The sequence below is a fragment of the Maribacter spongiae genome, from assembly GCF_047345125.1.
In the GTDB taxonomy this organism is placed as follows: Bacteria; Bacteroidota; Bacteroidia; order Flavobacteriales; family Flavobacteriaceae; genus Maribacter.
In genome coordinates this window covers 161,639-186,932 of the sequence record NZ_JBLFEQ010000001.1, presented here as the reverse complement: position 1 = coordinate 186,932, position 25,294 = coordinate 161,639, and the positions used below count along the sequence as shown (strand labels likewise).

Annotated in this window: 22 protein-coding genes; 8 read left to right on the top strand and 14 right to left on the bottom strand. The window is 40.3% G+C overall.

The annotated features are described in order from the left end of the window. Positions 1-51 precede the first annotated feature (51 nt). Entirely contained in the window at positions 52-1,101 is a 1,050-nt protein-coding gene (gene mutY / locus ACKWB9_RS00845) for an A/G-specific adenine glycosylase (RefSeq protein WP_414001080.1), read from the bottom strand. 127 nt (positions 1,102-1,228) lie between these two features. On the opposite strand from mutY, the gene ACKWB9_RS00840 reads away from it, so the two are divergent. The 3 genes from ACKWB9_RS00840 to ACKWB9_RS00830 all read left to right on the top strand — a co-directional run bounded on the left by ACKWB9_RS00840 (position 1,229) and on the right by ACKWB9_RS00830 (position 3,966). Then, complete coding sequence (locus ACKWB9_RS00840; RefSeq protein WP_013306152.1) at positions 1,229-1,519, top strand: HU family DNA-binding protein; 291 nt, start codon at positions 1,229-1,231, stop codon at positions 1,517-1,519. Between the two features lie 263 nt (positions 1,520-1,782). Then, positions 1,783-3,330, top strand: a complete 1,548-nt coding sequence (locus ACKWB9_RS00835; protein WP_414001079.1) for an Rne/Rng family ribonuclease — start codon at positions 1,783-1,785, stop codon at positions 3,328-3,330. 201 nt (positions 3,331-3,531) lie between these two features. Beyond that, complete coding sequence (locus ACKWB9_RS00830) at positions 3,532-3,966, top strand: regulatory protein RecX (RefSeq protein ID WP_414001078.1); 435 nt, start codon at positions 3,532-3,534, stop codon at positions 3,964-3,966. A gap of 64 nt (positions 3,967-4,030) precedes the next feature. Here ACKWB9_RS00830 and ACKWB9_RS00825 read toward each other — a convergent pair whose 3' ends face one another. Further along, positions 4,031-4,885 (bottom strand): cupin-like domain-containing protein, encoded by an 855-nt coding sequence (locus tag ACKWB9_RS00825; protein WP_414001077.1) that lies wholly within the window; start codon positions 4,883-4,885, stop codon positions 4,031-4,033. A gap of 77 nt (positions 4,886-4,962) precedes the next feature. Continuing rightward, positions 4,963-6,057 (bottom strand): biotin synthase BioB, encoded by a 1,095-nt coding sequence (bioB, locus tag ACKWB9_RS00820; RefSeq protein WP_414001076.1) that lies wholly within the window; start codon positions 6,055-6,057, stop codon positions 4,963-4,965. Between the two features lie 187 nt (positions 6,058-6,244). Here bioB and ACKWB9_RS00815 point away from each other — a divergent pair, with 187 nt between their 5' ends. Beyond that, positions 6,245-7,735 (top strand): TlpA family protein disulfide reductase, encoded by a 1,491-nt coding sequence (locus ACKWB9_RS00815; protein WP_414001075.1) that lies wholly within the window; start codon positions 6,245-6,247, stop codon positions 7,733-7,735. Positions 7,736-7,932: 197 nt separating this feature from the next. Here the strand turns inward: ACKWB9_RS00815 and ACKWB9_RS00810 are convergent, their stop codons facing one another. From ACKWB9_RS00810 to ACKWB9_RS00800, 3 genes are all read right to left on the bottom strand, one after another. Beyond that, entirely contained in the window at positions 7,933-9,372 is a 1,440-nt protein-coding gene (locus tag ACKWB9_RS00810) for a flotillin family protein (RefSeq protein WP_414001074.1), read from the bottom strand. Between the two features lie 4 nt (positions 9,373-9,376). Then, positions 9,377-9,955, bottom strand: a complete 579-nt coding sequence (locus ACKWB9_RS00805) for a hypothetical protein (RefSeq protein ID WP_414001073.1) — start codon at positions 9,953-9,955, stop codon at positions 9,377-9,379. Between the two features lie 131 nt (positions 9,956-10,086). Then, positions 10,087-11,310: a beta-ketoacyl synthase N-terminal-like domain-containing protein gene (locus tag ACKWB9_RS00800; protein ID WP_414001421.1), complete on the bottom strand. Its 1,224-nt coding sequence runs from the start codon at positions 11,308-11,310 to the stop codon at positions 10,087-10,089. Between the two features lie 133 nt (positions 11,311-11,443). On the opposite strand from ACKWB9_RS00800, the gene ACKWB9_RS00795 reads away from it, so the two are divergent. Further along, positions 11,444-12,202, top strand: a complete 759-nt coding sequence (locus ACKWB9_RS00795; protein WP_414001072.1) for a glycosyltransferase — start codon at positions 11,444-11,446, stop codon at positions 12,200-12,202. Here ACKWB9_RS00795 and bioA read toward each other — a convergent pair. Further along, a complete protein-coding gene (bioA, locus tag ACKWB9_RS00790; RefSeq protein ID WP_414001071.1) occupies positions 12,199-13,467 on the bottom strand; it encodes an adenosylmethionine--8-amino-7-oxononanoate transaminase in 1,269 nt (422 codons plus the stop codon). The two genes, ACKWB9_RS00795 and bioA, sit on opposite strands and share 4 nt — an antisense overlap. Before the next feature lie 140 nt (positions 13,468-13,607). Here bioA and ACKWB9_RS00785 point away from each other — a divergent pair, with 140 nt between their 5' ends. Beyond that, positions 13,608-15,095, top strand: a complete 1,488-nt coding sequence (locus ACKWB9_RS00785) for an ArnT family glycosyltransferase (protein WP_414001070.1) — start codon at positions 13,608-13,610, stop codon at positions 15,093-15,095. Here ACKWB9_RS00785 and bioD read toward each other — a convergent pair. The 3 genes from bioD to ACKWB9_RS00770 are packed head-to-tail and all read right to left on the bottom strand — an operon-like array spanning position 15,087 to position 17,244. Continuing rightward, on the bottom strand, positions 15,087-15,704 hold the full coding sequence (gene bioD, locus ACKWB9_RS00780; protein ID WP_414001069.1) for a dethiobiotin synthase: 618 nt from the start codon (positions 15,702-15,704) through the stop codon (positions 15,087-15,089). The genes ACKWB9_RS00785 and bioD overlap by 9 nt on opposite strands. Then, positions 15,704-16,090 carry a putative signal transducing protein gene (locus tag ACKWB9_RS00775; protein WP_414001068.1) on the bottom strand — a complete coding sequence of 129 codons (387 nt, stop codon included), beginning with the start codon at positions 16,088-16,090 and terminating at the stop codon, positions 15,704-15,706. Before ACKWB9_RS00775 ends, bioD begins: the two co-directional genes overlap by 1 nt. Positions 16,091-16,095: 5 nt before the next feature. After that, complete coding sequence (locus ACKWB9_RS00770; RefSeq protein WP_414001067.1) at positions 16,096-17,244, bottom strand: aminotransferase class I/II-fold pyridoxal phosphate-dependent enzyme; 1,149 nt, start codon at positions 17,242-17,244, stop codon at positions 16,096-16,098. Positions 17,245-17,598: 354 nt separating this feature from the next. Here ACKWB9_RS00770 and ACKWB9_RS00765 point away from each other — a divergent pair, with 354 nt between their 5' ends. Then, positions 17,599-18,003 (top strand): DUF2975 domain-containing protein, encoded by a 405-nt coding sequence (locus tag ACKWB9_RS00765; RefSeq protein ID WP_414001066.1) that lies wholly within the window; start codon positions 17,599-17,601, stop codon positions 18,001-18,003. A gap of 1 nt (position 18,004) precedes the next feature. After that, complete coding sequence (locus ACKWB9_RS00760) at positions 18,005-18,208, top strand: helix-turn-helix domain-containing protein (RefSeq protein WP_414001065.1); 204 nt, start codon at positions 18,005-18,007, stop codon at positions 18,206-18,208. A 52-nt stretch (positions 18,209-18,260) separates the two neighbouring features. On the opposite strand, the gene ACKWB9_RS00755 is transcribed toward ACKWB9_RS00760, so the two are convergent. The 4 genes from ACKWB9_RS00755 to glmS form a co-directional block, all read right to left on the bottom strand. Then, positions 18,261-18,539: a F0F1 ATP synthase subunit epsilon gene (locus tag ACKWB9_RS00755; RefSeq protein WP_414001064.1), complete on the bottom strand. Its 279-nt coding sequence runs from the start codon at positions 18,537-18,539 to the stop codon at positions 18,261-18,263. 75 nt (positions 18,540-18,614) lie between these two features. Beyond that, positions 18,615-20,123, bottom strand: a complete 1,509-nt coding sequence (gene atpD / locus ACKWB9_RS00750; protein WP_414001063.1) for a F0F1 ATP synthase subunit beta — start codon at positions 20,121-20,123, stop codon at positions 18,615-18,617. Between the two features lie 335 nt (positions 20,124-20,458). Beyond that, a complete protein-coding gene (locus ACKWB9_RS00745; protein ID WP_414001062.1) occupies positions 20,459-23,212 on the bottom strand; it encodes a TonB-dependent receptor in 2,754 nt (917 codons plus the stop codon). A 187-nt stretch (positions 23,213-23,399) separates the two neighbouring features. Then, positions 23,400-25,244 (bottom strand): glutamine--fructose-6-phosphate transaminase (isomerizing), encoded by a 1,845-nt coding sequence (gene glmS / locus ACKWB9_RS00740; RefSeq protein WP_414001061.1) that lies wholly within the window; start codon positions 25,242-25,244, stop codon positions 23,400-23,402. Positions 25,245-25,294 lie beyond the last annotated feature (50 nt).

Genomic DNA, 25,294 nt, shown 5'->3' with positions numbered 1-25,294 from the left:
TCGGCATGCCCGGTGCATTACCTTGGGGAAACGATCAATAAATCAAAAGTACTAAAATTTAAATGTTTTAATAAAATCGGCAATTAAAACCGGAACCGGAAATTCTTCCAATCTTGAGACCGGAATTCCATCTTTTGGCCGGTCTTCACATTCCAAGATCCAAAACTTCGTGTACAAATGTTGGTGCGATAGTTTATGGACAATGAAATCTTCATTAAAGAGTGAAATCCCATTGAGCTTTTTTACATCCACTATTTCCGTATATTTTTTTTGGATATATTCTGTAGTTACCCCATTCTTGGATTCCAACAAAGGAAACTCCCAGAGTCCCTGCCAAATGCCTTTACTTTTTCGTTGTCGCAAATGGGTAGAAGCATCATTACCGCCATTTTTATAGATCGGGACCAAATAATTAAAATAACGTTTACGGATTTTGATCTTGTTCTCTTTTACGGGCAAAACGGCCACCTTTCCCTCCTTTAGCGCAATACAACCGTCATTTAAAGGGCAATGTAGGCAATAGGGCTTTTTAGGCGTACATTGAATGGCCCCAAATTCCATAATCCCCTGATTGTAATCCCTAACATTCTCGGTATTCATTACTTCTAAGGCCAACTTTTTAAAATGTTTTATGCCTCTGGTACTATTGATGGGCAAATCTACCCCAAAATATCTGGATAAGACCCGGTACACATTACCGTCCACAACGGCTTGGGGCTCATCAAAACAAATAGAAGCAATGGCACTGGCCGTATAATCCCCTATTCCTTTTAGTTTGAGCAATCCCTTATAGTTATCCGGAAATTTGCCTCCATATTCATTGGCCACCTTTTTGGCGGTGGCATGCAAATTTCTGGCGCGGGAATAATACCCCAGGCCCTGCCATAACTTTAAAACCTTTTCCTCAGAGGTTTCGGCCAAGTCCTGGACCGTAGGAAAGGCAGCTATAAACTTTAAATAATAAGGGGTTCCTTGGGCAACCCTCGTTTGTTGCAACATTATTTCGGATAACCATATTTTATAGGGATCTTTGGTCCTTCTCCAAGGAAGTGTCCGTTTGTTATGGCCGTACCAAATCAAAATTTTTTCGGAAAATAACATGTACTTTAATACTAAGGGATAAAAGTAGCAGTTTATATACTTAAAATTAGCCCGTTAGAAAGAAAGATTCAATTTAATTTATATATTTGCAACCCGAAAAAACATACAGAAAATCTAATATTGTAAGATGACGAAAGCGGAAATTGTATCGAAAATCTCAGATAAACTGGGAATTGAAAAAGGAGATGTACAGGCAACGGTAGAATCCTTTATGGAAGAAGTGAAAACTTCATTGGAAAGTGGCGACAATGTTTACTTAAGAGGTTTTGGTAGTTTTATCATAAAGACCAGGGCCGAAAAGACGGGAAGAAATATTTCTAAGAATACGACCATAAAAATACCCGCCCACAATATTCCCGCATTTAAACCCGCCAAGGTTTTTGTAGAAGGAGTCAAGAGTAACGTACAAGTAAAATAATAATCTAAAAAGAAGAACTTTATGCCGAGTGGTAAGAAAAGAAAAAGACATAAGGTAGCTACCCATAAGCGCAAGAAGCGCAGAAGAGCTAACCGACACAAGAAAAAGTAGTTTTATAACTACTTTTTCATTTTATACGTTCTTTGACATAGGGATTTCAAGAGTAAATCTCGGCAGATTTTAACCGATCTGTTTCTAGCATTGTTTAATCAATTTATCGGTTTTGGCAACTCAAGACCGGATAAATATAAATACACATTCAGGTGAATAGAGAATTAATCGTAAGATCTAGTTCCGATGCCGTCGATTTTGCCTTGCTCAAGGACGGAAAACTCACTGAACTACATAAAGAAGAGGATAATAACGATTTTTCTGTTGGCGATATATTTCTCGCTAAAATCAGAAAACCGGTCACAGGACTCAACGCGGCATTCGTAAACGTTGGGTATGAAAAAGATGCATTTCTGCATTATCATGACCTTGGACCACAACTTTCCTCCATGCTTAAGTTCATAAAACAAGTGAGTACAGGAAAACTTAAGGATTATTCCTTAAAAAACTTTCCGTTCGAGAAAGATATTGACAAGAATGGCAGCATAAATGATGTCATTAAAGCCAATCAATCACTTTTAGTGCAAATCGTTAAAGAACCCATTTCCACCAAAGGCCCTAGAATAAGTTCGGAACTATCCATTGCCGGACGTTATTTGGTCATGGTCCCTTTTTCGGACCGTGTTTCCGTTTCACAAAAAATAGGGAGCAACGAGGAAAAAGACCGCTTAAAAAGGCTCGTAAAGAGTATTAAACCAAAAGGATTTGGCGTTATAATCAGAACGGTTGCAGAAGGCAAAAAGGTTGCAGAACTGGACAAAGATCTAGAAAACTTGCTGAACAAATGGTCGGCAATGTGCAAAAAATTATATCGCGCTAAAACACCTTCAAAAGTTCTTGTAGAACTTAATAGGGCCTCTTCTATTCTTAGAGATGTTTTCAATGATACTTTTACAGGAATATTTGTTGATGATGATGCCCTTTATGAACAAATAAAGGACTATGTGGCAGAAATTGCCCCAGATAAGGAATCCATAGTCAAGCAACATAATTCATCCGTTCCTATTTTTGAAAAATTTGGTATTGAAAGACAGATCAAAACGTCTTTTGGAAGAACGGCCGTCATGAGCAAAGGTGCCTATTTAATCATAGAGCATACCGAGGCGTTACACGTAATAGACGTTAATAGTGGCAACCGATCCAATAAAGCCAAAAATCAAGAAGATACAGCCTTAGAAGTAAATATACTGGCGGCAACGGAAATAGCTCGCCAATTACGCCTTAGGGATATGGGAGGCATTATCGTAGTCGATTTTATAGATATGATAAAGCCCCAGCATCGGAAAAAACTTTTTGAGCATCTCAGGGACGAGATGAAGGACGATCGCGCAAAGCACAAAATTTTACCGCCCAGTAAATTTGGCCTCATCCAAATTACCAGGCAACGCGTAAGGCCCGAAATGAATATTAAAACAACTGAAGAGCATCCCAATCAAAAAGGAAAGGAAATAGAAGCTCCCATAGTTTTGATAGATAAGATAAACGTGGACCTTGAGCGCCTTTTAAAAGGCCCTGCAAAAGACAACAGTATATCACTAAATATACATCCGTTTATTGCGGCCTATATCACAAAAGGTTTCCCGTCTATACGTACCAAATGGTTCTTGGAACATAAAAGATGGATCAAAATACAACCTAGAGATGCGTACACGTATCTAGAATACCGTTTTAAGAATAAGGACGGTAAAACCATTTATTAGCGAAACACTTGATTTTCATGACGTGAAAGCCGAAAGAAAAATCAGATTATTGAACAAATCTTTCGGTAGTACTTAAGGTCAGTTCAATTAACATGCATTTTATTTAAAGCGACTTCCAAAAAGGAGTCGCTTTTTTTATTTGCCTATTTTTGAAAAATGTATTCCCATAAGGCATATACTCTTACAGAAGTTACCAAAAAAATGGAACGTTATTGCGCCTACCAGGAACGCTGCCATAAGGACATAATTTTAAAATTAAACGAGATGCGCATGATTCCCGAAGCCGTAGATCAAATTATGACGCATCTTATCCAGGAAAACTATTTGAACGAAGAACGCTTTGCAAAAAGCTTTGCCCGTGGCAAATTCAACATTAAAAAATGGGGTAGGAAGCGAATTGTAAACGAATTGAAACAAAGGGGTATTTCTAGATACAACATCTCCATTGCATTAAAGGAAATCGATGAAAAGGTCTATCTGGAAACGCTGAATACCCTGGCCAAAAAAAGACTTGGGCAAATCACCGAGAAAGACATCCAAAAAAGAAAACGCAAACTGGCGGATTATTTATTATATAGGGGCTGGGAAAGCCATTTGGTCTATGCCAAACTTCAGGAATTAATAATCGCCCCTTAACCTTTAAGGGAGCGTCCCTAACTATACCCTATGGATATTTGCGCATACCCTTTCTAAAATTCTATCAAAGAATACTGTTAGTTTTCAATATGGCCTTTTCATTTTTGGCATCGATCCACTTTTGCCCTTTGAGCTTTCGCATCAATACATCATAATGGCGCATAAAGGCAACATTATAAATGGCCCTGGCCAAATTTTTGGGGTTCTTGGCCATAGACCGCAAACTCATTGAAAATCCCGGGGTCGAATATTTCATATAGTGCCAGTATCCTTCTGGCATATATAACACATCCCCATGACCTAGATCGGCCTTATACCCTTTTGCTTTTTTTAGAGCTGGCCATTTCTTATAATCGGGATCGGAAAAGTCTATACTCTCATGGGTTATTAGAGAATGGGGGATTTTATATAGATATTGTGTTTCGGATTGCGGAAATAGAATACATTTCTTTTTTCCTTCAAAATGAAAATGAAAAATATTCCCCAAATCAATATCATAGTGCATAAACGTATGGGATTCCATTCCTCCAAAAAATAACATAGGAAGGCTTTTCATTAGCTTAATTCCAAAATCCGGGTAGTTATAATCTTTTTGCAATTGGGGCACTTCCTTTAAAATATTCCAAAGAAAAATACGGTATTTGGTAGGCTCTCTTTTTATGAGGTCTATATACTCGGCCATTTTCATAGTGGCATGCGGCTCATTAAAACCATCTTCATGTTGCACCGGACGGTCATCATAAAGCGGAACGATCTTATCACCCGCTATACTTTTCATATAGTCCAAATTCCACTTGGAGAAAGCCGGCCAGTCCTTTATGGCGTTTTCAATCACCACAGGTTTTTGAGACTTATAATAGTCCCTTATAAAGTCTTCTTTGCCAAGAGAAGCAACCCTTGGGATTTCTGTTAACTTCAACGGTGATTCGGTTTTTAGGAATCTCAAAGTTAATTAACGTAACGCAACTATCCTCTTAAAAAGAGGTTAATGTAGGGTTAATCCGTCAATTTAGCCTTTCCTTTTGCCGCTTCGTTTCGGGCTATCTTATGTTCCGGACGTGTCCATTTCGGTCTCTCGTTCAAAGATTGGAATTCGGAATCCGAGGCTTCCACGGTCTTGGGCTGTGAAATTTTGGTAAATGGCTTTTGGGGATTCAGTCCTAACAATTTAAACATTTCCATATCCTCGTTCACATCAGGGTTTGGTGTAGTCAACAATTTATCCCCGGCAAAAATAGAGTTGGCACCGGCAAAAAAGCACATCGCTTGTCCTTCCCGGCTCATATCTGTGCGACCTGCGGAAAGCCTTACTTGGGTCTCCGGCATCACTATTCTAGTGGTAGCCACCATACGTATCATTTCCCAAATAGCGATCGGTTCCATCTCTTCCATAGGTGTTCCTTCCACGGCCACCAAAGCATTAATGGGAACTGATTCTGGCTGGGGGTTCAAAGAAGCCAGGGCCACCAACATTCCGGCACGATCCTCTACCGCTTCCCCCATTCCAATGATCCCTCCGCTACACACGGTTACATTACTTTTACGCACGTTGTCTATAGTTTCTAAACGGTCCTCAAAAGCTCGGGTAGAAATAACATCCTTATAATAATCCTCCGAAGTGTCCAGATTATGATTGTAGGCATACAGGCCAGCTTCCGCTAAACGTTTTGCCTGATTTTCGGTCAACATCCCCAAGGTACAACAGACCTCCATATCCAGTTTGTTAATGGTGCGTACCATTTCCAGCACTTGGTCAAACTCGGGCCCATCTTTTACGTTTCGCCATGCGGCACCCATGCACACCCGGGAACTGCCCGAGGCCTTTGCCCGCAACGCCTGTGCCTTTACATGCGGGACCGTCATTAAATCATTGCCTTCAATATCCGTATGGTAACGGGCCGCTTGCGGGCAATAACCGCAATCTTCCGGGCAACCTCCCGTTTTTATGGAAAGCAAGGTAGAAACCTGAACCGTATTTGGATCATGGTGCGTTCTATGCACCGTTGCCGCCTCATAGAGCAACTCCATCAATGGTTTATTGTAAATTTCTAAAATTTCCTCTTTGGTCCAGTTGTGTTTTACTTCGCTCATATCAGTGCATTCATTCTGTGCCAAAAATAATCTAATTACAATTCAATTCCCAATGGGGAAAGGTCAAACTCGCTAACGAACATCCAACGAACCGGGATGAATATCACAGGAATAAGATTAAGTATCACATCTGTTTTCTAGATTTTATAAATAACTATAGCTTTACACTTGAATAACTTAACTAAATATGAAGTTTTGTCAAATTATTTTAGTCTTTTTACTAATTGGTCTTATTGGATGCCAAAAAGACAAAAACATTATTATTACTGGAAAAATCATTGGGGAAATTCCTGAAAAAGTGGAATACACCACTCCAATAAACGGAACTTGGTTTTACGGGTCTAAAAAGTCTGTCCAACCTGATTCCTCGGGTAATTTTCGTATTATCATAAACATCGATTCTCCTTCATTTATAACATTATATATTCCTAAAAAATCAAATGGCACCCTATTGGTTGAATCCGGAAAAACCTATACTATTAATTTTAATTTAGATTCAACAGACAAAAAGTTCGTGGTCTTGGGGGAAAATCATAAAGGTCAAAATATCTATAATTCATTTCCGAATCCAGACTTTAACATCTATGGTGGCAATGAATTTCTTAAAGATTCCGTTGCTTCGGTTATATCTTCAAAAATAAAAACTGCAAAAGAAAAGGAGATTTTATTATTCACGAAATTATTTGATAAAGGGGAAATCTCTGAAGATTTCTTCTCCTTGGTTAAATTGGATCGGGAATGTTATTACTCTTCTATGCAAGGAAGGGTCGCTTCGTATAAGTTCATGGAAAGTGAAAGAAACAAGAACGAGGAGCTAAAAGGCAATAGTTTAGAACTATGGAATGAAGTGGTTAACAATATGCCGTTAACGACTCCAAAACTGTTTCGTTCACCATGGTTTTATTCTCTAGCCGATAATTTTATAGAATACAACGAACTTAAAAACGAATCTTTTGACGTTGAAAAATTAGTTTCAATTTACAGACAAGGATTGGTTCACTCTCACAAAATTGAAGGGTCAAAAAGATATTTAAATGAAAATAAATTAGAATATTATGATGCTTCCTACATATATTACCACTGTTGGCAAAACAAGGACAATTCAAAAGAATTGATTACACTATATGAAAAATTCATAGAAGAATATCCAAATAGTGAATACAGCAATTATTTAACGTCTATGGTCACTCCGATTATCGAGTTTCACAAGAAAGTAGCGAAAGAAATATCACTTAATAAGAAATTTAGGTTTATCGATAACCATAACAACATTGACTCTTTTAGTGAACTGTTAAAACCTCTAAGGGGCAAGAAAATTTATATTGATATTTGGACAACATGGTGTGGCCCCTGCAAAAGAGAATTTAAGCATAAAACAGCGTTAGGAAAACTGCTTAAATCAAAAAATATAGAACTATTATACATATCGCATGATAAAGATGAAAAAAATGAACTCTGGAAAGAAATGATAAAAGGTTACGGTTTAGAAGGCTATCATATAAGGGCAAATGAATTACTGAAAACTGACATGATCAAAATATTTGGACATCGTGGTTCATTCGGTTATCCTCGGTATATTCTAATAGGTGAAAATGGCAAAATTATACAGGAAAACGCCAAGAAACCGTCTCAATTATATGAATTGGAAAAAGAATTGAATGAAATATCCCAAACCTAAATATGATGTCATCAGGCACGTTTTTTACGTCAAAATTTAGAAAGGGAATATTCATTTAATCGCATTAACTATCAATTTCTTTTACATATGTCCTATTGTTTTCAAACCTCTAGTCATAAATCTCCATAAGCAATCGATACAAGGAACTATTCTCTAAAAGAGATTAAACCTTAGATTTGATGAGCTCTACAAACCCTCTAGGACTCGTTTTCTCCTTTATTTTTATTATTTCCTTTAGTGGTCAATGGTTCGTCTACACTCTTATCTTCCACTTCCTTCCCCTTCAAATACTCGGGCAATTGCATTCCCGCCATATTGAACATTTCCTGTAAGGGCGGAACGGACTTGTACATTCCCGAAATAAAGTTGGCGGTAGAGTTTTTGCCATCTTCCCCTTTTGCTCCAGAATCCCAAACAGTGACCTTATCGATCTTAATATTTTTGATGGCCTCGGCCTGTTTTTCCACCAGTTCCGGTAGCTTGTCCGCAATCAATAATAAAACGGCATCTTTTGGGTCGTTCCCCGCAGCCTTAACAATTCTGTCCAGACCTTCGGCCTGTTTCGTCAGTACTTCAAAAATCCCTTTTGCTTCGGCCTGTGCCTTAAACAGAATGGCATCGGCCTCCCCTTTGGCCCTTCTACGGATCATTTCGGCTTCTGCCTCGGCATCGATTTCCACTTTCTTCTTATCGATTTCCGCAGGCACCACAACATCCGCCATTTGAGAGCTTCGCTCACGTTCCGCCCTGGCCAATTCCGCATCTTTCTCGGCGGCATAGGATTCTTCCAAAGCTTTTGCCGACTGTACTTTTTCAGAGGCTATTGCCGTTCGCTCGGCCTCTGCTTCGCGTTGCCTACGAAGTGAATCGGAGTTGGCCACATCTATTTTGGCCACGTTCTCTCCTTCGACCGCTTTTGCATTGGCAGCCGCTACCTGGGTACGCTCATCCTGTAGGGCATTGGCCTCACCAATGGAACCGTCCCTATTTTTCTCCGCAACGGACTTACGTGCCGCATTTATCGCATGAGCGGCGGCTTCTTTCCCCAGGGCTTCAATATAACCGGACTCGTCAACAATATCCGTAATGTTTACATTGATCAGTTTTAGACCTACTTTCTTGAGTTCCGACTCCACACTTTTGGAAATATTGGTCAAAAATTTATCCCTATCGGAATTGATTTCTTCTATATCCATGGAAGCCACCACCAAACGCAACTGACCAAAAATGATTTCCTTGGCCAAATCCTGTACTTCTTGCATTCCCAACCCCAATAATCTTTCAGCCGCATTCTGCATTACCCCGGGTTCGGTAGAAATACCTATAGTAAACCTGGAAGGCACATTTACCCTAATATTCTGCCTACTCAAGGCATTGGCCAAATCCACCTCTATAGAAATTGGTGTCAAGTCCAAAAATTCATAATCCTGGATAACCGGCCAGATAAAGGCCGCTCCACCATGGATGCACTTTGCCGAATTACCGGAACCTACTTTTCCATAGACCACCAAAATACGGTCGGACGGGCAACGTTTATATCTTCTGATAAAGGAAATAATGATGATAAAAAAGAACAGTATTGCAAAGCCAATGGCTAACAATGAAGCGCCTGCGCCCATTTCTAAGGGTATTAACATATAGTTATTTATTTAAGAGTTCAACAATTAAAATTCCGTTTACGGTAATTTCTTTTACCTGTACCACATTGCTTTGTACCAAATCCATATCCTCATCGGTCAAGGCATCCAATTCACGTAAAGTACCTTGGACATTGATACTTACCTTTCCGATTTTGGAACGATTGGCACCAATGGTAAGATACACTTCCCCTATTTGGTTCAAGGCATTTTTAAGTTTTAAGGTGCCACTGCTTTGCAATTTTGCCAAATAATAAAACAAGGCGGCCATAGCGGTCATCATTACCAATCCGCATAGCATAGAAATTGCTATAGTAATTCCCTTGGAAAGACCTGCGTCCATACACGCAATGCCAGACCAACCAAAAATGACCAAAAATCCCATAAGATTTTTAAAGGACAGAAATTGAAACCCGATACCTCCGTCCCCATCAACTTCGGCATCTACGTCACCTCCCATATCATCGGCATCACCCCCAATAAGGGTCATAATAATCAAGACGACAAAAATCACCGAGGAAATTAAGGCGACCGTCCAATATATTTTCTCAAAAAGGGTAAGGGCAATGAACCATTGTTCCATATTCTTAGGTTTTAGTTGGTTAATGATAATGCGTTATTCTGATTTTGAATAATCGGACGAAATATACTACTTTATTGGAAATGAAATCCTGATCACAAAGCCTTAAATCCTAAAAAAATCAGCATTGAAATTTAGGGTTCGATATTTGGTGCTCTTAAAAGGATGCTCACTGCGTTTCCTCCAAAACCCACTGCATTGACCATGATTCTTCCGATTTTTTCAGGTGTTGTGTCGTAGGTTACAAAAGGGACTTTAATCGCTTGTTGATGCAAAAGCATTAAAATGGCCAATTCTACATTCAACATCCCCGAAGCACCAAATGTGTGGCCCACTTTCCATTTATTGGTAGTTAAAAAAGGAAGTTTGTTACAAAACACTTTTTTTATGGCATTGAACTCTGTGGAATCTCCCTTAATCGTTCCCGGGGCATGCATTACAATAACATCCACTGTTTCGGGCTTGTTCTTACCCAACGCCATATTCATAGACCGTTGAAAACATTCGGCATCTGCCGAGATGGACACATTATGCTCCAATGGTTCTGTAGCGTAACCGACACCTTCAATTACGGCCAAGGTATTTTCATGGATCCCTTTTTGCAAACAGATCGTTGCAGCACCTTCGCCCAAGATCATGCTGTTCTTTTTTTTGTCCAGATCGAACGCCCGGCTGGGATAACTATGACCGAATTTACCCCGGGCAGTGTCAAAAGGTCCAGCTAACTCGTGTGATGGGTTTTCGGAATCGGCGTAAATCTTTAACGCTTGCATCTGGGCAATCGTAAAATCGGTCAGTGGTGCTTCACTGCCCCCTACCAGAAACTTCTCGGCCATGCCACCTCTTAACCAGGCCACTCCATTGAGCAGTGCATGCAATGCTGTCGAACAGGTAATGGAATGCGATATCTCTGGACCCTGGGTCCCCAAATCATGTGCCACCCATGAAGATATGTTTCCCAAAGTAGTGGTAGGCGAAGCTGGTGTAGGCGTATTTTTTGTATCCATAAACTGCTTATGGTACTTTTCGAACAGCCCTGTAGCTCCCCTGGAAGATCCTATATTGATTCCAAAGTCCTTATTTTTTGCCCAACCTGCATTCTGCACGGCCTTTCTGGAAGCGGCAATAGCGTACAATACACTTTCATCCAGACGATTGTATTTACCGTCCGATGTTCGCAATACTTCAATAGCTTCCTTATCTTCATTGGATAAAGGGGCTATCCAATACGTACGGCCGTTAAACTCCTTTGCCGTAAAAAGATGGCTTTCCTTAAGGTAATTGTTCCAAATAACCTCATTACTACTGCCCAAAGGGGAAATGGAGCCGATTGAAGCGATGGAAATAGGTGTGTTCATGACCAAAAAAAATTTGTTCAAAACTAGTGCTTTTACAGATTTTAGAAATCCTTTTTTCATTGGAATTCATTATCCCGTCTGAAATCGTACTTTAGACACCTGATTTTAAATGCCAAACTTGGATGCTTTTTGTATGAATACCTCAGCACTCTGTATTATTATTCCCTGTTATAACGAATATGAACGGTTGCCCGAAGCTAATTTCAGATTATTTCTGGAACAAACCCCCCATGTTACGGTATGCTTTGTAAACGATGGCTCATCGGACAAAACTTCGGAAAAACTCTTTGGCATCCAAAAGGAGCATCCTAAGAACGCTTTGGTCATTCACAATGAAATGAACTTGGGCAAGGCAGAAGCCATACGGACTGCAGTTCTAGAACTGTCCAAATCCAACAACTATACCCATTTTGCTTATCTGGATGCCGATTTAGCGACCTCTTTGGAAGAATGTTATTCCCTGTTACAAAAACTTGTGGATGGAAAGGAATTTGTATTCGCTTCACGCATTTTAAAAATAGGTTCGATAGTTGAGCGTAAGTTTTCCCGCTTTCTGTTCGGTCGCATTATTGCCACATTCATATCCAATATTTTGGATATTGCCGTTTATGACACACAATGCGGGTGCAAGGTCTTTACGTCTTCAATCGCCCCTGTCCTGTTCAACAAACCTTTTATCTCCAAGTGGCTCTTTGATGTTGAATTGTTCAGCAGGCTCCTTTGCCATTATGGAAAAGACACCGCTCTGGCAAAAATGGAGGAAATCCCTGTAAAGAGATGGGTGGATCAGGGCGATTCTAAAGTGAAGCTCTCTTATTTTTTTAGACTTTGGTATGATTTATTCCAGATAGGAAAGGCCCATAGAAAAAACTATAAGACCAATAACGCTTAAAATACTTCCAAAGCACTTTTAATGCTATCGTAAATCTGTTCCAATTGCGCATTGGTAATGACGTAGGGAGGCAAAACATATATCGTATTCCCCAAGGGTCTAAGGTTAACCCCTTTTGCCATAAAAAACCGATACAATTGATCCCTTAAGTTACCGTACCGGTCCGTCTCAATATTTAAATCTATCGCCAAAATCACCCCTAAACATCGTGCTTCTATAACTTTGGAATGACCTTTTATTTGGGAAACAAAATTCAAATGTGTCTTTTCAATATATTTTCTTCGTTCCAATATTTCATCGGAAGTAAGTAATTCTATACCGGCAATCGCAGCTGCACAGCCCAAAGGATGGGCACTGAAGGTATGGGCATGAAAAAAACCCTTGGTAACTTTCTCACTCAAAAATGCATCAAAAATTTTTTGCGTACAGCTTGTGATGCTCAAGGGGAACATCCCGGCGGTCAGGGCCTTGCCCATACACATAATATCCGGCTTATATCTTAAGTGGTCCGAGGCAAAATTCTTGCCCGTTTTGCCAAAACCGGTCATAATCTCATCCGCAATACACAATACATCCGCCTCCTGACATTTTTGGATAAGAGCATCCAACCCTTTGGCGGAATGGAACTTCATCCCCGCCGCTCCCTGTGCCAAAGGCTCAAAAACAAAAGCGGCACACGCATTATTTTCCAAAATATGCTGCAACTGGGCCAATACGTCATCTAAATTATCTTCCCGAGGTACGGGTATGCGTTCTACTTTTATTAAAAATTCCTCGAACGGGCCATTATAGGAAGAAATTCCCGAAACGCTCATAGCCCCTAAGGTATCTCCGTGAAATCCATTTTCAAAGGCAATGAGCGTATCTCTTTTTTTCCCTTTATTGTGGTAATACTGCAAGGCCATTTTTATCCCGGCTTCCACTGCCGTAGAGCCATTATCGTTAAAAAAAATCTTGGCCTGGTTATCGGGCAATATTTGGATCAAACGTTCGGATAATTGCACTGCAGGCCTGTGGGTGAATCCACTGAACATAACAAAATCCAACCGTTGCATCTGTTCGGCTATCGCAGCGGTAATGTATTCGTTACAATGCCCATACATAGCCGTGTACCAAGAGGCTATACCGTCTATATAGGCGTTGCCCTCCTCGTCCCAAATAAGTGCATCCTTTGCCTTGACGATTCCCAATTGAGGTGCTGCCCTCCGGTATTGTGTTAACGGATGCCAAAGGTATTTTTGATCTCTGTCCGATAGATTTTTCAATGCGCTTTGTTTTCTTGAATCCAGCTTTTATCTATCTTGCAAAGATGGGAAATAAAAGTGCCAAAAAACGTTTTTATTTTACACCTACCGAGATAACAATAGAGTCCCGGCCTCCCTTATGGAAAGGTAAACATATCTGAATGCTAGACAAAACCCTAAAATTTCTGGTATCCGATTTTGAAAAACTGAACGAAAGAAAAGTGGCATTCTATTTTTTTGTCGCTACTTTTTTACTGCGCTTCCCGTTTTTTTTCAGGGATTATGTAGATCGGGACGAAAGTACGTTTATATTGCTCGGGCAATCCTGGGCAGACGGGCACCTACCTTATACGGAGCTGTGGGACATAAAACCACCGCTTACCTTCGCCTTTTTTGCGGCCGTTATCTATCTATTCGGTAAAAGTTTTATCGCTATTCGGTTGGCGGGAACGTTACTTATTTCCATAACGGCATATTTTACCTATAAAATAGGATCCACCATCAGTTCCAAAAAAGTTGCGATTTGGTCGGCTATGGGCTGCATTGCCCTTCAAAGTCTTTTTGGAAGTATTCAAGGGGTCATGTCCGAACATATCTGCATGACTTTTTTTATGATCGCGATCTATTTTTTTATTAAAAAGAAAAACAGTCTTTCATTGTTATTCGTAGGCTTGCTCATGGGCATAAGTTTAATGGTAAAATTAAATTTAGCCTATGCCGCACTTTTTATCGGTCTATATGCTATTTATTTTTTTATTGATGAAAAGCGATATGGCGAAGGGTTTATTGGGGTAGGTCTATACGGTATCGGCATCATCATGGTCATACTTCTTACTATTTTGCCCTATTATTTGGAAGGGTTGGAAAATTTATGGTGGAAATCCAATTTTAAGGCACCCGTGGACTATGCGAATGCCCGGCGGTATTCCATTTTTAAGTTGATGCCTTTATTCATGGGCATACTGGCTTTTCTCCTTTTTTCCTGGAAAAAAAAGTATCTCGATTTTAAAAATCGGACGGTCCAGATTTTAACGGTCGCCATTTTTGGAGTTTTGGTTTCTTTTGTAAAAGCGGGAAGAATAAACAGCCATTATCTTATTCAGTTATATCCCTGCCTTGTTATTCTGGTGGGTATCGTAATTTCCAAATTCGATTTTCTTAAAAAGGCCAAAGTTTACCCTCTTTATCTTATCATCTTATTGCTGGTTCCCGCAGAGAGTTATTTGGAATATTATCGCATCGTAAAACACAAAATAGAAAAGGGGACTTTTTATAATGGCGAAGGCTTTTCGGCACCAAAGTATATTCTGGAAAACAATCTGGATACGGACAATATTTTATTTTTAGGGTATCACATCGGGTATTGGGTATTAGACGTAAAGCCGCCTACCAAAGCGGCTACGCACCCGAGTAACCTTACCAAGGACGAAATGTTCGCGGCCTATGAAAACCCCAGAAAAAATGCCATGGACGAGGTGCGGTATATTATGGATTCGTTACGGCCCAAAACCATTGTCGTACGAAAAAATCGTCGGGTCTTTGATCAGAAGGAAATAGTACTCAATACCTATATTGATGCGTATTTACTTGAAAATTACGAAGTACGGGCTACCGTGGAAAAGGCCGAAATACTACAGCGTTTAGAGTGATTCCAAAGAGGAACGAAATGTATCGGCATATTTTTTGATCACTTCCTTATTAAATGTTTCTTCTTCGTTAATCCTACCGATCAACGGCACTCCCGTCTTATGTAGTATAATATCCTCTGTTGATGGATGGGCATCGCCACTGAACAAAACGGAAACATTATATCCTTTTAATTTCAGCAAACCGATAGTTAGTAAAGAATGGTTTATACTGCCCAGATAGTGTCTGGAAACCACAATTACCTTATATCCCGGCATAATAATATCCAATATGGTATCTTCTTCGTTTAGAGGTACTAACAATCCCCCGGCCCCTTCAATGACCAAATGGTTTTTAGTTTGCGGTTCTTTAATATGGAACCTGTCTATGCGCTCACCATCAATTTCCGCTGCAGCGTGTGGGCTCATAGGGCTCTTGAGTTCATAGCTACTGGGATGGATCGTTGTTTTTGTATTGGAGATAAGGTCCGCTACTTTCTTGCTGTCCGTATTTGCCAATTCCCCTGCCTGAACAGGTTTCCAATAATCGGCCTGTAAGGCCTCTACGATAATGGACGAGGCAATGGTCTTTCCTACTTCGGTAGATATTCCGGTAACAAAAATTTTCTGCATCAGTGGTTCGGTTTCGTGATTATACCACAATTTAAGCACTTGTATTTTCTTTTTTCAAAGAAAGGGAAAAGTTTATGAAAAACACTTTTTCTGCCATAGTACACTTCGGATCTACTTGCTTTGCAGTTAGGACATACAATAGGATTGCCATCATTATCCAAGGCATAGGCCCGAATTTCATTATAAATCTTCAATGCGCATTCCCTATCCTTCCCGTACACTTGTAACTTTACCCCTCCTATGGCATTGCTTATAAGCGGGTCTGAATTCAGGGTGTTTTCATCCCTAAGAAATACCGGGATCCCTTCGGATTCCAATTTTCCTTTGATAATCTGCACATCTGCGGCGTATTCAAAAGTGGCCAAAAGAAAGAACGTATCTTCCATAGTAACTATATGTATTTCGACAATAACTCCAAGACCAAACCTATTTCTTCTTTGGAATTTGTACTATGAATACAAAAACGAAGCCGTTCCTGACCCTCTGGAACTGTTGGCGAGAGTATTGCCTTGACATTAAAACCTTTTTCCTGTAGGGTATGGGAAACTTTCTTTACTCTGGTATTCCCTTTTACAAGACAGGATTGAATAGCGGAACCACTGGCTACAAACCTTTGTTCCAACCCCAATTTTTTAAGCTTATCCTTGAACCCTTCAATATTTTCCTTTAATCTTCCCAATTCTTCGTGCCCTTCTTGTTTAAGGTAGTCATATGCCGAAATAATGGTGGCGATACAATGTGGTGGCAACCCGGTGGAATAAATAAGGCTCCGGGCATAATTCACCAAATAGTCCTTAAGCTTCACGGAACCTAAAATAGCGGCGCCGTGGGTACCCATTCCCTTACCAAAGGTAACCAGCCGGGCAAAAACCTCTTTTTGCAGCCCCAATTCCTGCAAAAGGCCTTCCCCTTTTTTACCACAAATACCAGTGGCATGGGCTTCATCAACAATCAAATGATAGTTATTGGAACCACAAAACTTAGTCAGTGCCTTTAGATCAGGTGAATCACCATCCATGGAAAATACAGATTCCGTGACCACATACACCTCGGCATCCTTGCTGATCTGCGCCTGAATTTTTGATTTCAAATCCGCCAAATCGTTATGTTTGAACTTATAGCTTTTGGCCAAACTCATTCCCATACCGTCCCGGATACTGGCATGGATCAATTCATCGTAAAAAATAAAGTCGCCCCGTTGCGGTACCGCACTAAACAAACCTACATTGGCATCATAACCGGAATTAAATATCAGGGCACTTTCGGCATTATGAAATTCCATTAGTATAGACTCCAAATGACCATATAATTTATGATTTCCCGTTAATAGTCGGGAACCTGTTGCCCCATTTTGTGTTATGTTTTCCGTTAGCAACAATTGAAATGTTCTGGAAAATATGGTTTCATTATGTGCAAAGCCCAGATAATCATTGGAACAGAAATCCACCAGACCGGAAGAGGTATCGCCCAAAGTACGAATGGCATTTTCCTTATCTCTTTTGGCCAGTTTGTTTTGAAGGTTTTTCGGGAAACTTGACATGCTGTCAAATGTAGGACGTTTATGGAAAAAAAGGGGCCTCCCAAGTCAATAATTGAATATTAAAATAACGTATTTAACAATTTACGACTCATAAATTTCAATGTTCAATTCTAGGTGTTCGGTTTACAAGGCCAAAGAACCATTAGTGATTGAATGGATTAAAAAATCAGTATTGTTCCACATTAAATTATTGTTTTTCAATAATTTTTATATATTTGTTATCGTTAAACAATAATTTTAATTAAAATGAAGATGTTCGGGCCAAAATCGCTTTCTATGTATTTATATTATGTCTTTTGTTTCCTGGCTTTGGGCATCTTATTACTTCTTTTGTTCATCTTGACTTCCCTTTTAATGGAGAATTATGAACTTCTAGAAAACCGATTTGGCATTAAAATTCCTCTAACCGGTTCTTATATCCAGGGAGTTTATCAATCCAATGTGATTACAACTATAGCCTTAACACTTTTCTTTTATGTTCTGTTTTTCTATAAGTTATCTTCGATATTAAAAACTTTTAAAGCAAAAACCTTGTTCACGGCAACTGCTATAAAACGATTAAATCACTTTGCATTATTTAATTTAATCGGAAGTCCACTTGCATTTGTTCTTATACATTTTGCCATAATGAAGCACACTACTTTTAGGGATTTGCCAACATACTTACTTCATCTTATACTGGGGGTTTTTATTCTTTTTATTGTTACCGTCTTTAAAAAAGGATATCAAATTCAGGCTGAAAATGATCTAACTATATAATATGGGCATTGTTGTAAACTTGGACATCATGTTGACCAAACGAAAAATGAAGAGCAAGGAGTTGGCCAAAGCCATTGGTATAACGGAGGCCAACTTATCAATCTTAAAATCAGGGAAGGCAAAAGCCATTCGTTTTTCTACCCTTGAAGCTATTTGTACTGTATTGGACTGTCAACCTGCCGATTTACTAACCTATAAACCATAAAAAAGCCATACAAATTGTATGGCTCTTTAAGTCTTATACATCCTTCGTTGTCCTAATCTGCCAGAACGATTACTTTATTGTCCTTCATCTCAATAGTTCCACTAGAGATATTTAAAACGGTCTTACCAGCTGCATCACTGGAAAACTTATTTTCATAAGCTTCATCAATACTGATGTTTCCTTCTATTTTGACCTGACCTTCCTGCAACAACGAGACAACCGGTGCGTGATCGGTTAACATTTGAAACTCTCCGTTTATTCCGGGAACGGTTACGGATGTAACTTCTCCTGAAAATAACGTAGCTTCTGGTGATACAATTTCTAAATACATATTATTAGTTAGTTAGCAATTGCAGTTGACAGTTGGCAGTAACTGAATACTGAAAACTGATTACTGCTTACTCATTTACGCTTCGGCCAACATTTTTTCTCCAGCTTCGATCGCTTCTTCAATGGTTCCTTTAAGGTTGAAGGCGGATTCCGGCAAATGATCCAATTCACCGTCCATGATCATATTAAAGCCTTTAATGGTTTCTTTAATATCTACCAAAACCCCTGGAATACCAGTAAATTGCTCGGCCACGTGGAAAGGTTGCGAAAGGAAACGCTGTACACGTCTTGCCCTACCTACGGCCAATTTATCTTCTTCGGATAATTCCTCCATCCCCAGAATGGCAATAATATCCTGTAATTCTTTATAACGTTGCAGAAGTTCTTTTACACGTTGTGCACAATCATAATGGTCATTACCCAAAATCTCCGCAGTCAAAATCCTTGACGTGGAATCCAATGGATCCACAGCGGGATAAATCCCCAACTCCGCAATTTTACGGGACAATACGGTGGTGGCATCCAAGTGGGCAAACGTGGTTGCCGGTGCCGGATCCGTTAAGTCATCCGCAGGTACGTAAACCGCCTGTACCGAAGTAATGGAACCTCTTTTAGTTGAGGTAATACGCTCTTGCATAGCTCCCATTTCCGTTGCCAATGTAGGTTGATACCCTACCGCAGAAGGCATACGTCCCAATAGTGCCGAAACCTCTGAACCTGCTTGTGTAAAACGGAATATATTATCCACAAAGAAAAGTACATCTTTTCCTTGACCTTCTCCTGCACCATCACGGAAATACTCGGCAATGGTCAATCCGGACAATGCAACCCTTGCACGTGCCCCGGGAGGTTCGTTCATCTGTCCAAAAACGAATGTCGCCTTGGATTCTTTCATCGCTTTTTTATCTACTTTAGATAAATCCCATCCGCCTTCTTCCATGGAGTGTAAAAAGTCGTCCCCGTATTTTATAATACCGGATTCCAACATCTCGCGAAGCAAATCATTTCCTTCCCTTGTTCTTTCTCCTACTCCTGCAAATACGGAAAGGCCACCATGACCCTTCGCAATGTTGTTGATCAATTCCTGGATCAATACCGTTTTACCAACACCGGCACCTCCAAAAAGACCAATTTTACCTCCTTTTGCATAGGGTTCGATCAAATCGATTACCTTGATTCCCGTAAACAATACTTCGGTAGAAGTTGAAAGGTCTTCAAATTTTGGCGCTTCACGGTGAATCGGCAATCCATCCTTACCGGATTTTGGAAGTTCCCCGAGACCATCGATAGCATCTCCGATCACATTGAACAAACGGCCGTATACATCATCACCTATAGGCATTTGAATCGCATCTCCAGTTGCAGCAACCTCCGTTCCCCTGCTCAATCCATCCGTTGAATCCATGGAAATTGTTCTTACCGTATTCTCACCAACGTGAGACTGCACCTCCAGAACCAGTTTGGACTTATCTTTATTCGTGATTTCCAAAGAATCATAGATTTTTGGAAGATCGGCGCCAGACTGAAACTCTACATCTACCACTGGTCCAATGATTTGCGAAACTTTACCTGTAACTTTTGACATTACCTTATCTGTTTATGTATTACGTTTAAAATCAAGCTGAAAAATGCTTTCATTTTCAGGCTGCAAAGATATACTATTCACGCTAAAATGAAAATTAGTTTCCACTCTTTTTTAAGCCTAAAAAAAAGCACCTGATCTAGGTGCTTTTTTTAAATGAGAATTTTCTTGAAACCCTTTGTTTTCTGTACATAAACGATGTTCCGTCAGTTTTGCCCAATCTAAAGATCAAACCTGTCGGAAACTACAAAAACCGTTTTAATCTCCCGCCAAGAACAATGAAACGGAAAACCCCGGGACACTACCTGAAGAGATTATTTGGATTTAAATTATAATCTTTAAAGGTTTATACCCCATGAAATATAAAAGATAGACCCTATTAAGCCGGTACCGGTGGCCGTAAAATACTCTTCTCCTAAAATATTGGATCCCCCGGCCTTGAATACGGATTTAATACTCGGTACGGCGTAATTGACCTGTGCGTCCAAAACAGAATATGCCGGTACCTGACCATCGGCAAAGGTGGCTTCCCAGAAAAATGTATCGCTCCATCTGTAATTGACATTAAATCCAAAGTTCTTGAACAAACTCGTATTACCAAAAGAAGCCTTCACCTTGTGTTTTGGCGTATTAAAATTTGTCTCAAAATCTGGAAAGGCCGCTCTATCAAATTCAAAATCGGCATAGGTGTAATTGGCTCCCAGATCAAAGTTCCCTAAAACCTTTACATTCACTCCAATAGTGGCTCCATAAGATTCAATATCCGCCCCTGCCGTTGTGTATACTTGATATACCTGAAAATCCTCATTTTGCAATGCCAATAAAGACAGTGTGTTGTCCCCGGCCTCTCCATAAAACGGAACAATAACGTTGGCCGTTGAGTTAAAATTTTGATACTTATTGAAATACCCGCTCAAATCTATGGAAACCTTGCCTAATTGTGCCCTATACCCTAACTCATAGGCCGTTATTTCCTCTGGTTTTACCAGGTCTGTAGTTATGGCCGTGGGTGCGCCAACCTGAACCGAATTGGCCGAGAAAGCGTTTTCATAGGCGGCCCTTCCCCTCACAGTGGCAGTATTGGAACCAGTGAGTGCGGCCCCTGCTTCGCTTAGGGTAAAGGTCCTAACGTCCCTATCTAAATTACTGGGTGCCGAGCCCACCAAAATAGCGGGCCCAAGGTTTAATCCTATAAAGAGGCTTTGCGTATCCGGGTTTCTAAAACCTTGTTGTGCCGAGACCCTAATATTATGGTTTCTCCGCTTCCCCAGGGTATAGACCAATGAACCTCTGGGCGATAAAAAGCCATCAAAAAATTCATTCTTATCATACCTTATGGACCCCGTAAATTTAAGACGGTCCTGTAACAGGTTTTTTTGAACCTGTAGGTATGCCCCATATTCCCCATAGGTAATGGGCCTGTCTATATCGGTGAAAATTGTTCCATTGGAATTTAGAACATATTCCCTAAATGAACTTCCTATTTGGATATCCGCAAAATCCTTGGTCAAATAAGAAAAATTATAATTGGCATCCACATGACGCAATTTGGTATTGTCTATGAACCTTGCGCCCGTTAATATGTCACCATCTGCGGTAATTCTGTTAAAGGCTGAAATAAACGCTGGTGAACCGGGCAAAAACCTTCCTGTATCCGCTGCTTGTCTTGCTGCGGCATGGGCAGTGGCATCATCCAACTGTATTCCTGTACCAACTCCCAGTTTTGCCCCGATAAAAGTCCTGGCATAATCTCCGAACCAATCCTCGTCCGATTTCCAGGCCCTATTGATGTTTATGGCCGCAAACCTTGAATCATATGTGTCTCCGGAATTTTCCGAAGTTAAATATCCTCTCAAGAAAAAGTTATCGTTCCTGATCTCCAGTTTATGTTGTTGCATTATAAAGTTACGGATAGCATATCTACTAAAGCCCTGATATATGGTATTACCTCTACCTACCCGGCCATTATATATAATTTCAAAATCATTGGCAAATGGTCTGTAATGCACAGAAAAATCGGTCTTTACACTTTCGGCCCCATAGTCCAGCATAACGTCTCGCTCATCATATCCGGTCCTGGTAACACGGGCAGACCCGATTGTTCCTGAAGGTAGTCCGCCCAAATCGTCAAAATCCAAGGTAGTTCCTACAAAATCCCCGTAAACGTTCAATCCTTCATATGCGGGATTTGCCCTTGTAGCTCCGGGTCTTGCCAAATCCTCTGTATTGTTCGCATGCCAATCTTCGCCCTTTAATATGGATAAATTGGCCTTTACCGCCAATTTATCATTGAATGCATGGGCAGCTCGGATTCCAAAATCATAGTATTGATTGGTTCCCGCCGCATCCTGATCGGTAAATCCCGTTTTAAAATAGGCACTTATGCCCTGAAAGTCGAACGGATTTTTACTTCTCATAAAAAGAATGCCATTAAAGGCACCGGCACCGTAGAGCGCAGAAGATGCTCCCGGTAAAATTTCCACGCTTTGCACTTCCAGTTCGGACATCCCGACCAAGTTCCCCAACACAAAATTCAGCCCTGGAGCGGAGTTGTCCATACCATCCACCAGTTGTAAAAATCTGGTATTGGCAAATGTGGCAAATCCTCTTGTATTTATAGATTGAAAGGTTAAACTGTTGGTGTTGACATCTATGCCCTTTAAATTCTGTAGACCGCTATAAAAAGATTCTGATGGGGTATTTGCAATTTCCTTTAGTCCAAAACGCTCTACGGAAACGGGTGATTCAAAAATCCGTTCCGGGGTCCTTGAAGCGGAAAGTACCACTTCGTCCAAAAATGTTTGCGATTCACTTAAAATCACCGTAATAGTCTGATCGTTGGCAGTTATCTCCTCCAAACTTTCCGTAAATCCTATACTTGTAATCCTTAATTGAAAAGGAGGGGTTTCCGAGGTCTGTAGGGTAAAATTACCATCAAAATCCGTAACCGTACCTATTGCCTTACCGACAATAACGATATTGGCCCCGGGAATGGGTTCGTTGTTTTGATCTACAACATTCCCGCGGATCGTTGTCTGGGAAAGACCAATATTCACAGACAAAACCAATGCTAAAAATAGTATTGTTCTCATTAGAAATTTGAGTTAAGAGTTAGTTCATGTTTCAAGATACAGATTATTTTATATGGAATATAACAAAATGAAAAAAATTATGCATGCATAGTATTATTTTTATGGAATTAGGTCTAAAACCCACAATATCAACAAAAAAAAGGCTCAATAGTATTGAGCCTTTATATATAATTCGTTATTAGGAATTTTATTCCACAGTAACCGATTTTGCCAAATTACGCGGTTGATCTACATTACAACCTCTCATGACCGCTATATGGTATGATAATAACTGCAGCGGTATCGTTGTCAATAACGGTGAAAGGCTTTCCGAAGTTTCGGGAACTTCTATCACATGATCGGCAAGTTCGGTCACCTGCTCATCTCCTTCTGTGACAATAGCGATTATCTTTCCCTTCCTTGATTTTATTTCCTGAACATTACTCACTATTTTTTCATAATGACCTTTCTTGGTCGCTATGACAAAGACCGGCATTTGTTCATCGATCAAGGCAATAGGGCCGTGCTTCATCTCCGCCGCAGGATAACCTTCGGCATGAATGTAGCTAATTTCCTTTAATTTTAACGCCCCTTCAAGGGCTACGGGAAAATTATACCCCCTTCCCAAATAGAGGCAATTGGTAGCATCTTTATAAACATCGGATATAATTTCAATAAGCGTATTGGATTCCAAAGCTTTTTCCACTTTGTTGGGTACGTTTTCCAATTCGGTCAAATATTCATGGTATTCCGTCTCCGAGAAAATTCCTTTTGCCTTGGCCAGTTTTAACGCTATCAGGGTCAAAACCGTAATTTGGGTAGTAAAAGCCTTGGTAGAGGCCACTCCTATTTCAGGACCGGCATGGGTATAGGCCCCGGCATGGGTCTCACGGGCAATGGACGACCCCACTACATTACATACCCCAAAAACAAATGCTCCTTTCTCTTTGGCCAACTTTATGGCGGCTAGGGTATCCGCTGTTTCTCCGGACTGTGAAATGGCAATAAGCACATCCTTATCCGTTATCACAGGGTTTCTATACCTAAATTCCGAGGCATATTCCACTTCTACCGGGATACGGGCCAAATCCTCAAAGATATATTCGGCCACTAGGCCAGCGTGCCATGAGGTTCCACAGGCCACGATAATAATTCTATTGGCATTCAGGAACTTCTCCATGTTATGATCGATCCCTGCCATTTTAATCAATCCCTGATCGGCAAGCAATCTTCCTCTATAGGTATCCTTAATAGCTCTTGGTTGTTCATATATTTCCTTGAGCATAAAATGGTCATAACCCCCTTTTTCAATCTCCTCCAAATTCATCTGAAGTTCCAAAATCCTGGGATAGGCAACAGCATCGTCCTTGATCTTCCGTAGTTTGATTTCCTTGCCCAAACGTACTATGGCCATTTCTTCATCCTCCAGGTACACTGCATTATTGGTGAACTCTATAAAGGGGGAGGCATCCGAGGCAATAAAGAATTCATTTTCACCTATCCCTATGGCCAAAGGGCTTCCCAACTTGGCTACAACGATCTCATCCGGTTTTTGCTTGTCAAAAACCGCTATGGCATACGCTCCTACCACTTGATTTAGAGCTATCTGTACTGCCTGACCCAACATAACCCCCTCGGTCTTTTTTACTTCTTCGATCAAATTGACCAGTACTTCGGTATCCGTATCGGAAGTAAATGTATAGCCTCTTTTGGAAAGCTCTTTTTTTATGGACTCGTAATTCTCTATAATTCCGTTATGGATAATGACCAAATCCCCGGAATTTGAATAATGCGGATGTGAATTAACATCATTTGGCACTCCATGGGTAGCCCATCTTGTATGCCCTACCCCCAAGCTTCCTGTCAAGGAAGTTTCTTTGGCCTTAAGCTTAAGGTCCTCTACCTTTCCTTTTGTTTTTGTCAAATTTATCCGAACCCCATCGAATATGGCAATCCCCGCACTGTCATAACCTCTGTACTCCAGTCTTTGCAACCCTTTGATTATAACAGGAAATGCTTCTCTATGACCAATATATCCTACAATTCCGCACATAATTTGATTTTGTTTGGTGGTTTATCAAAAAGAATTATATAAAAATACTG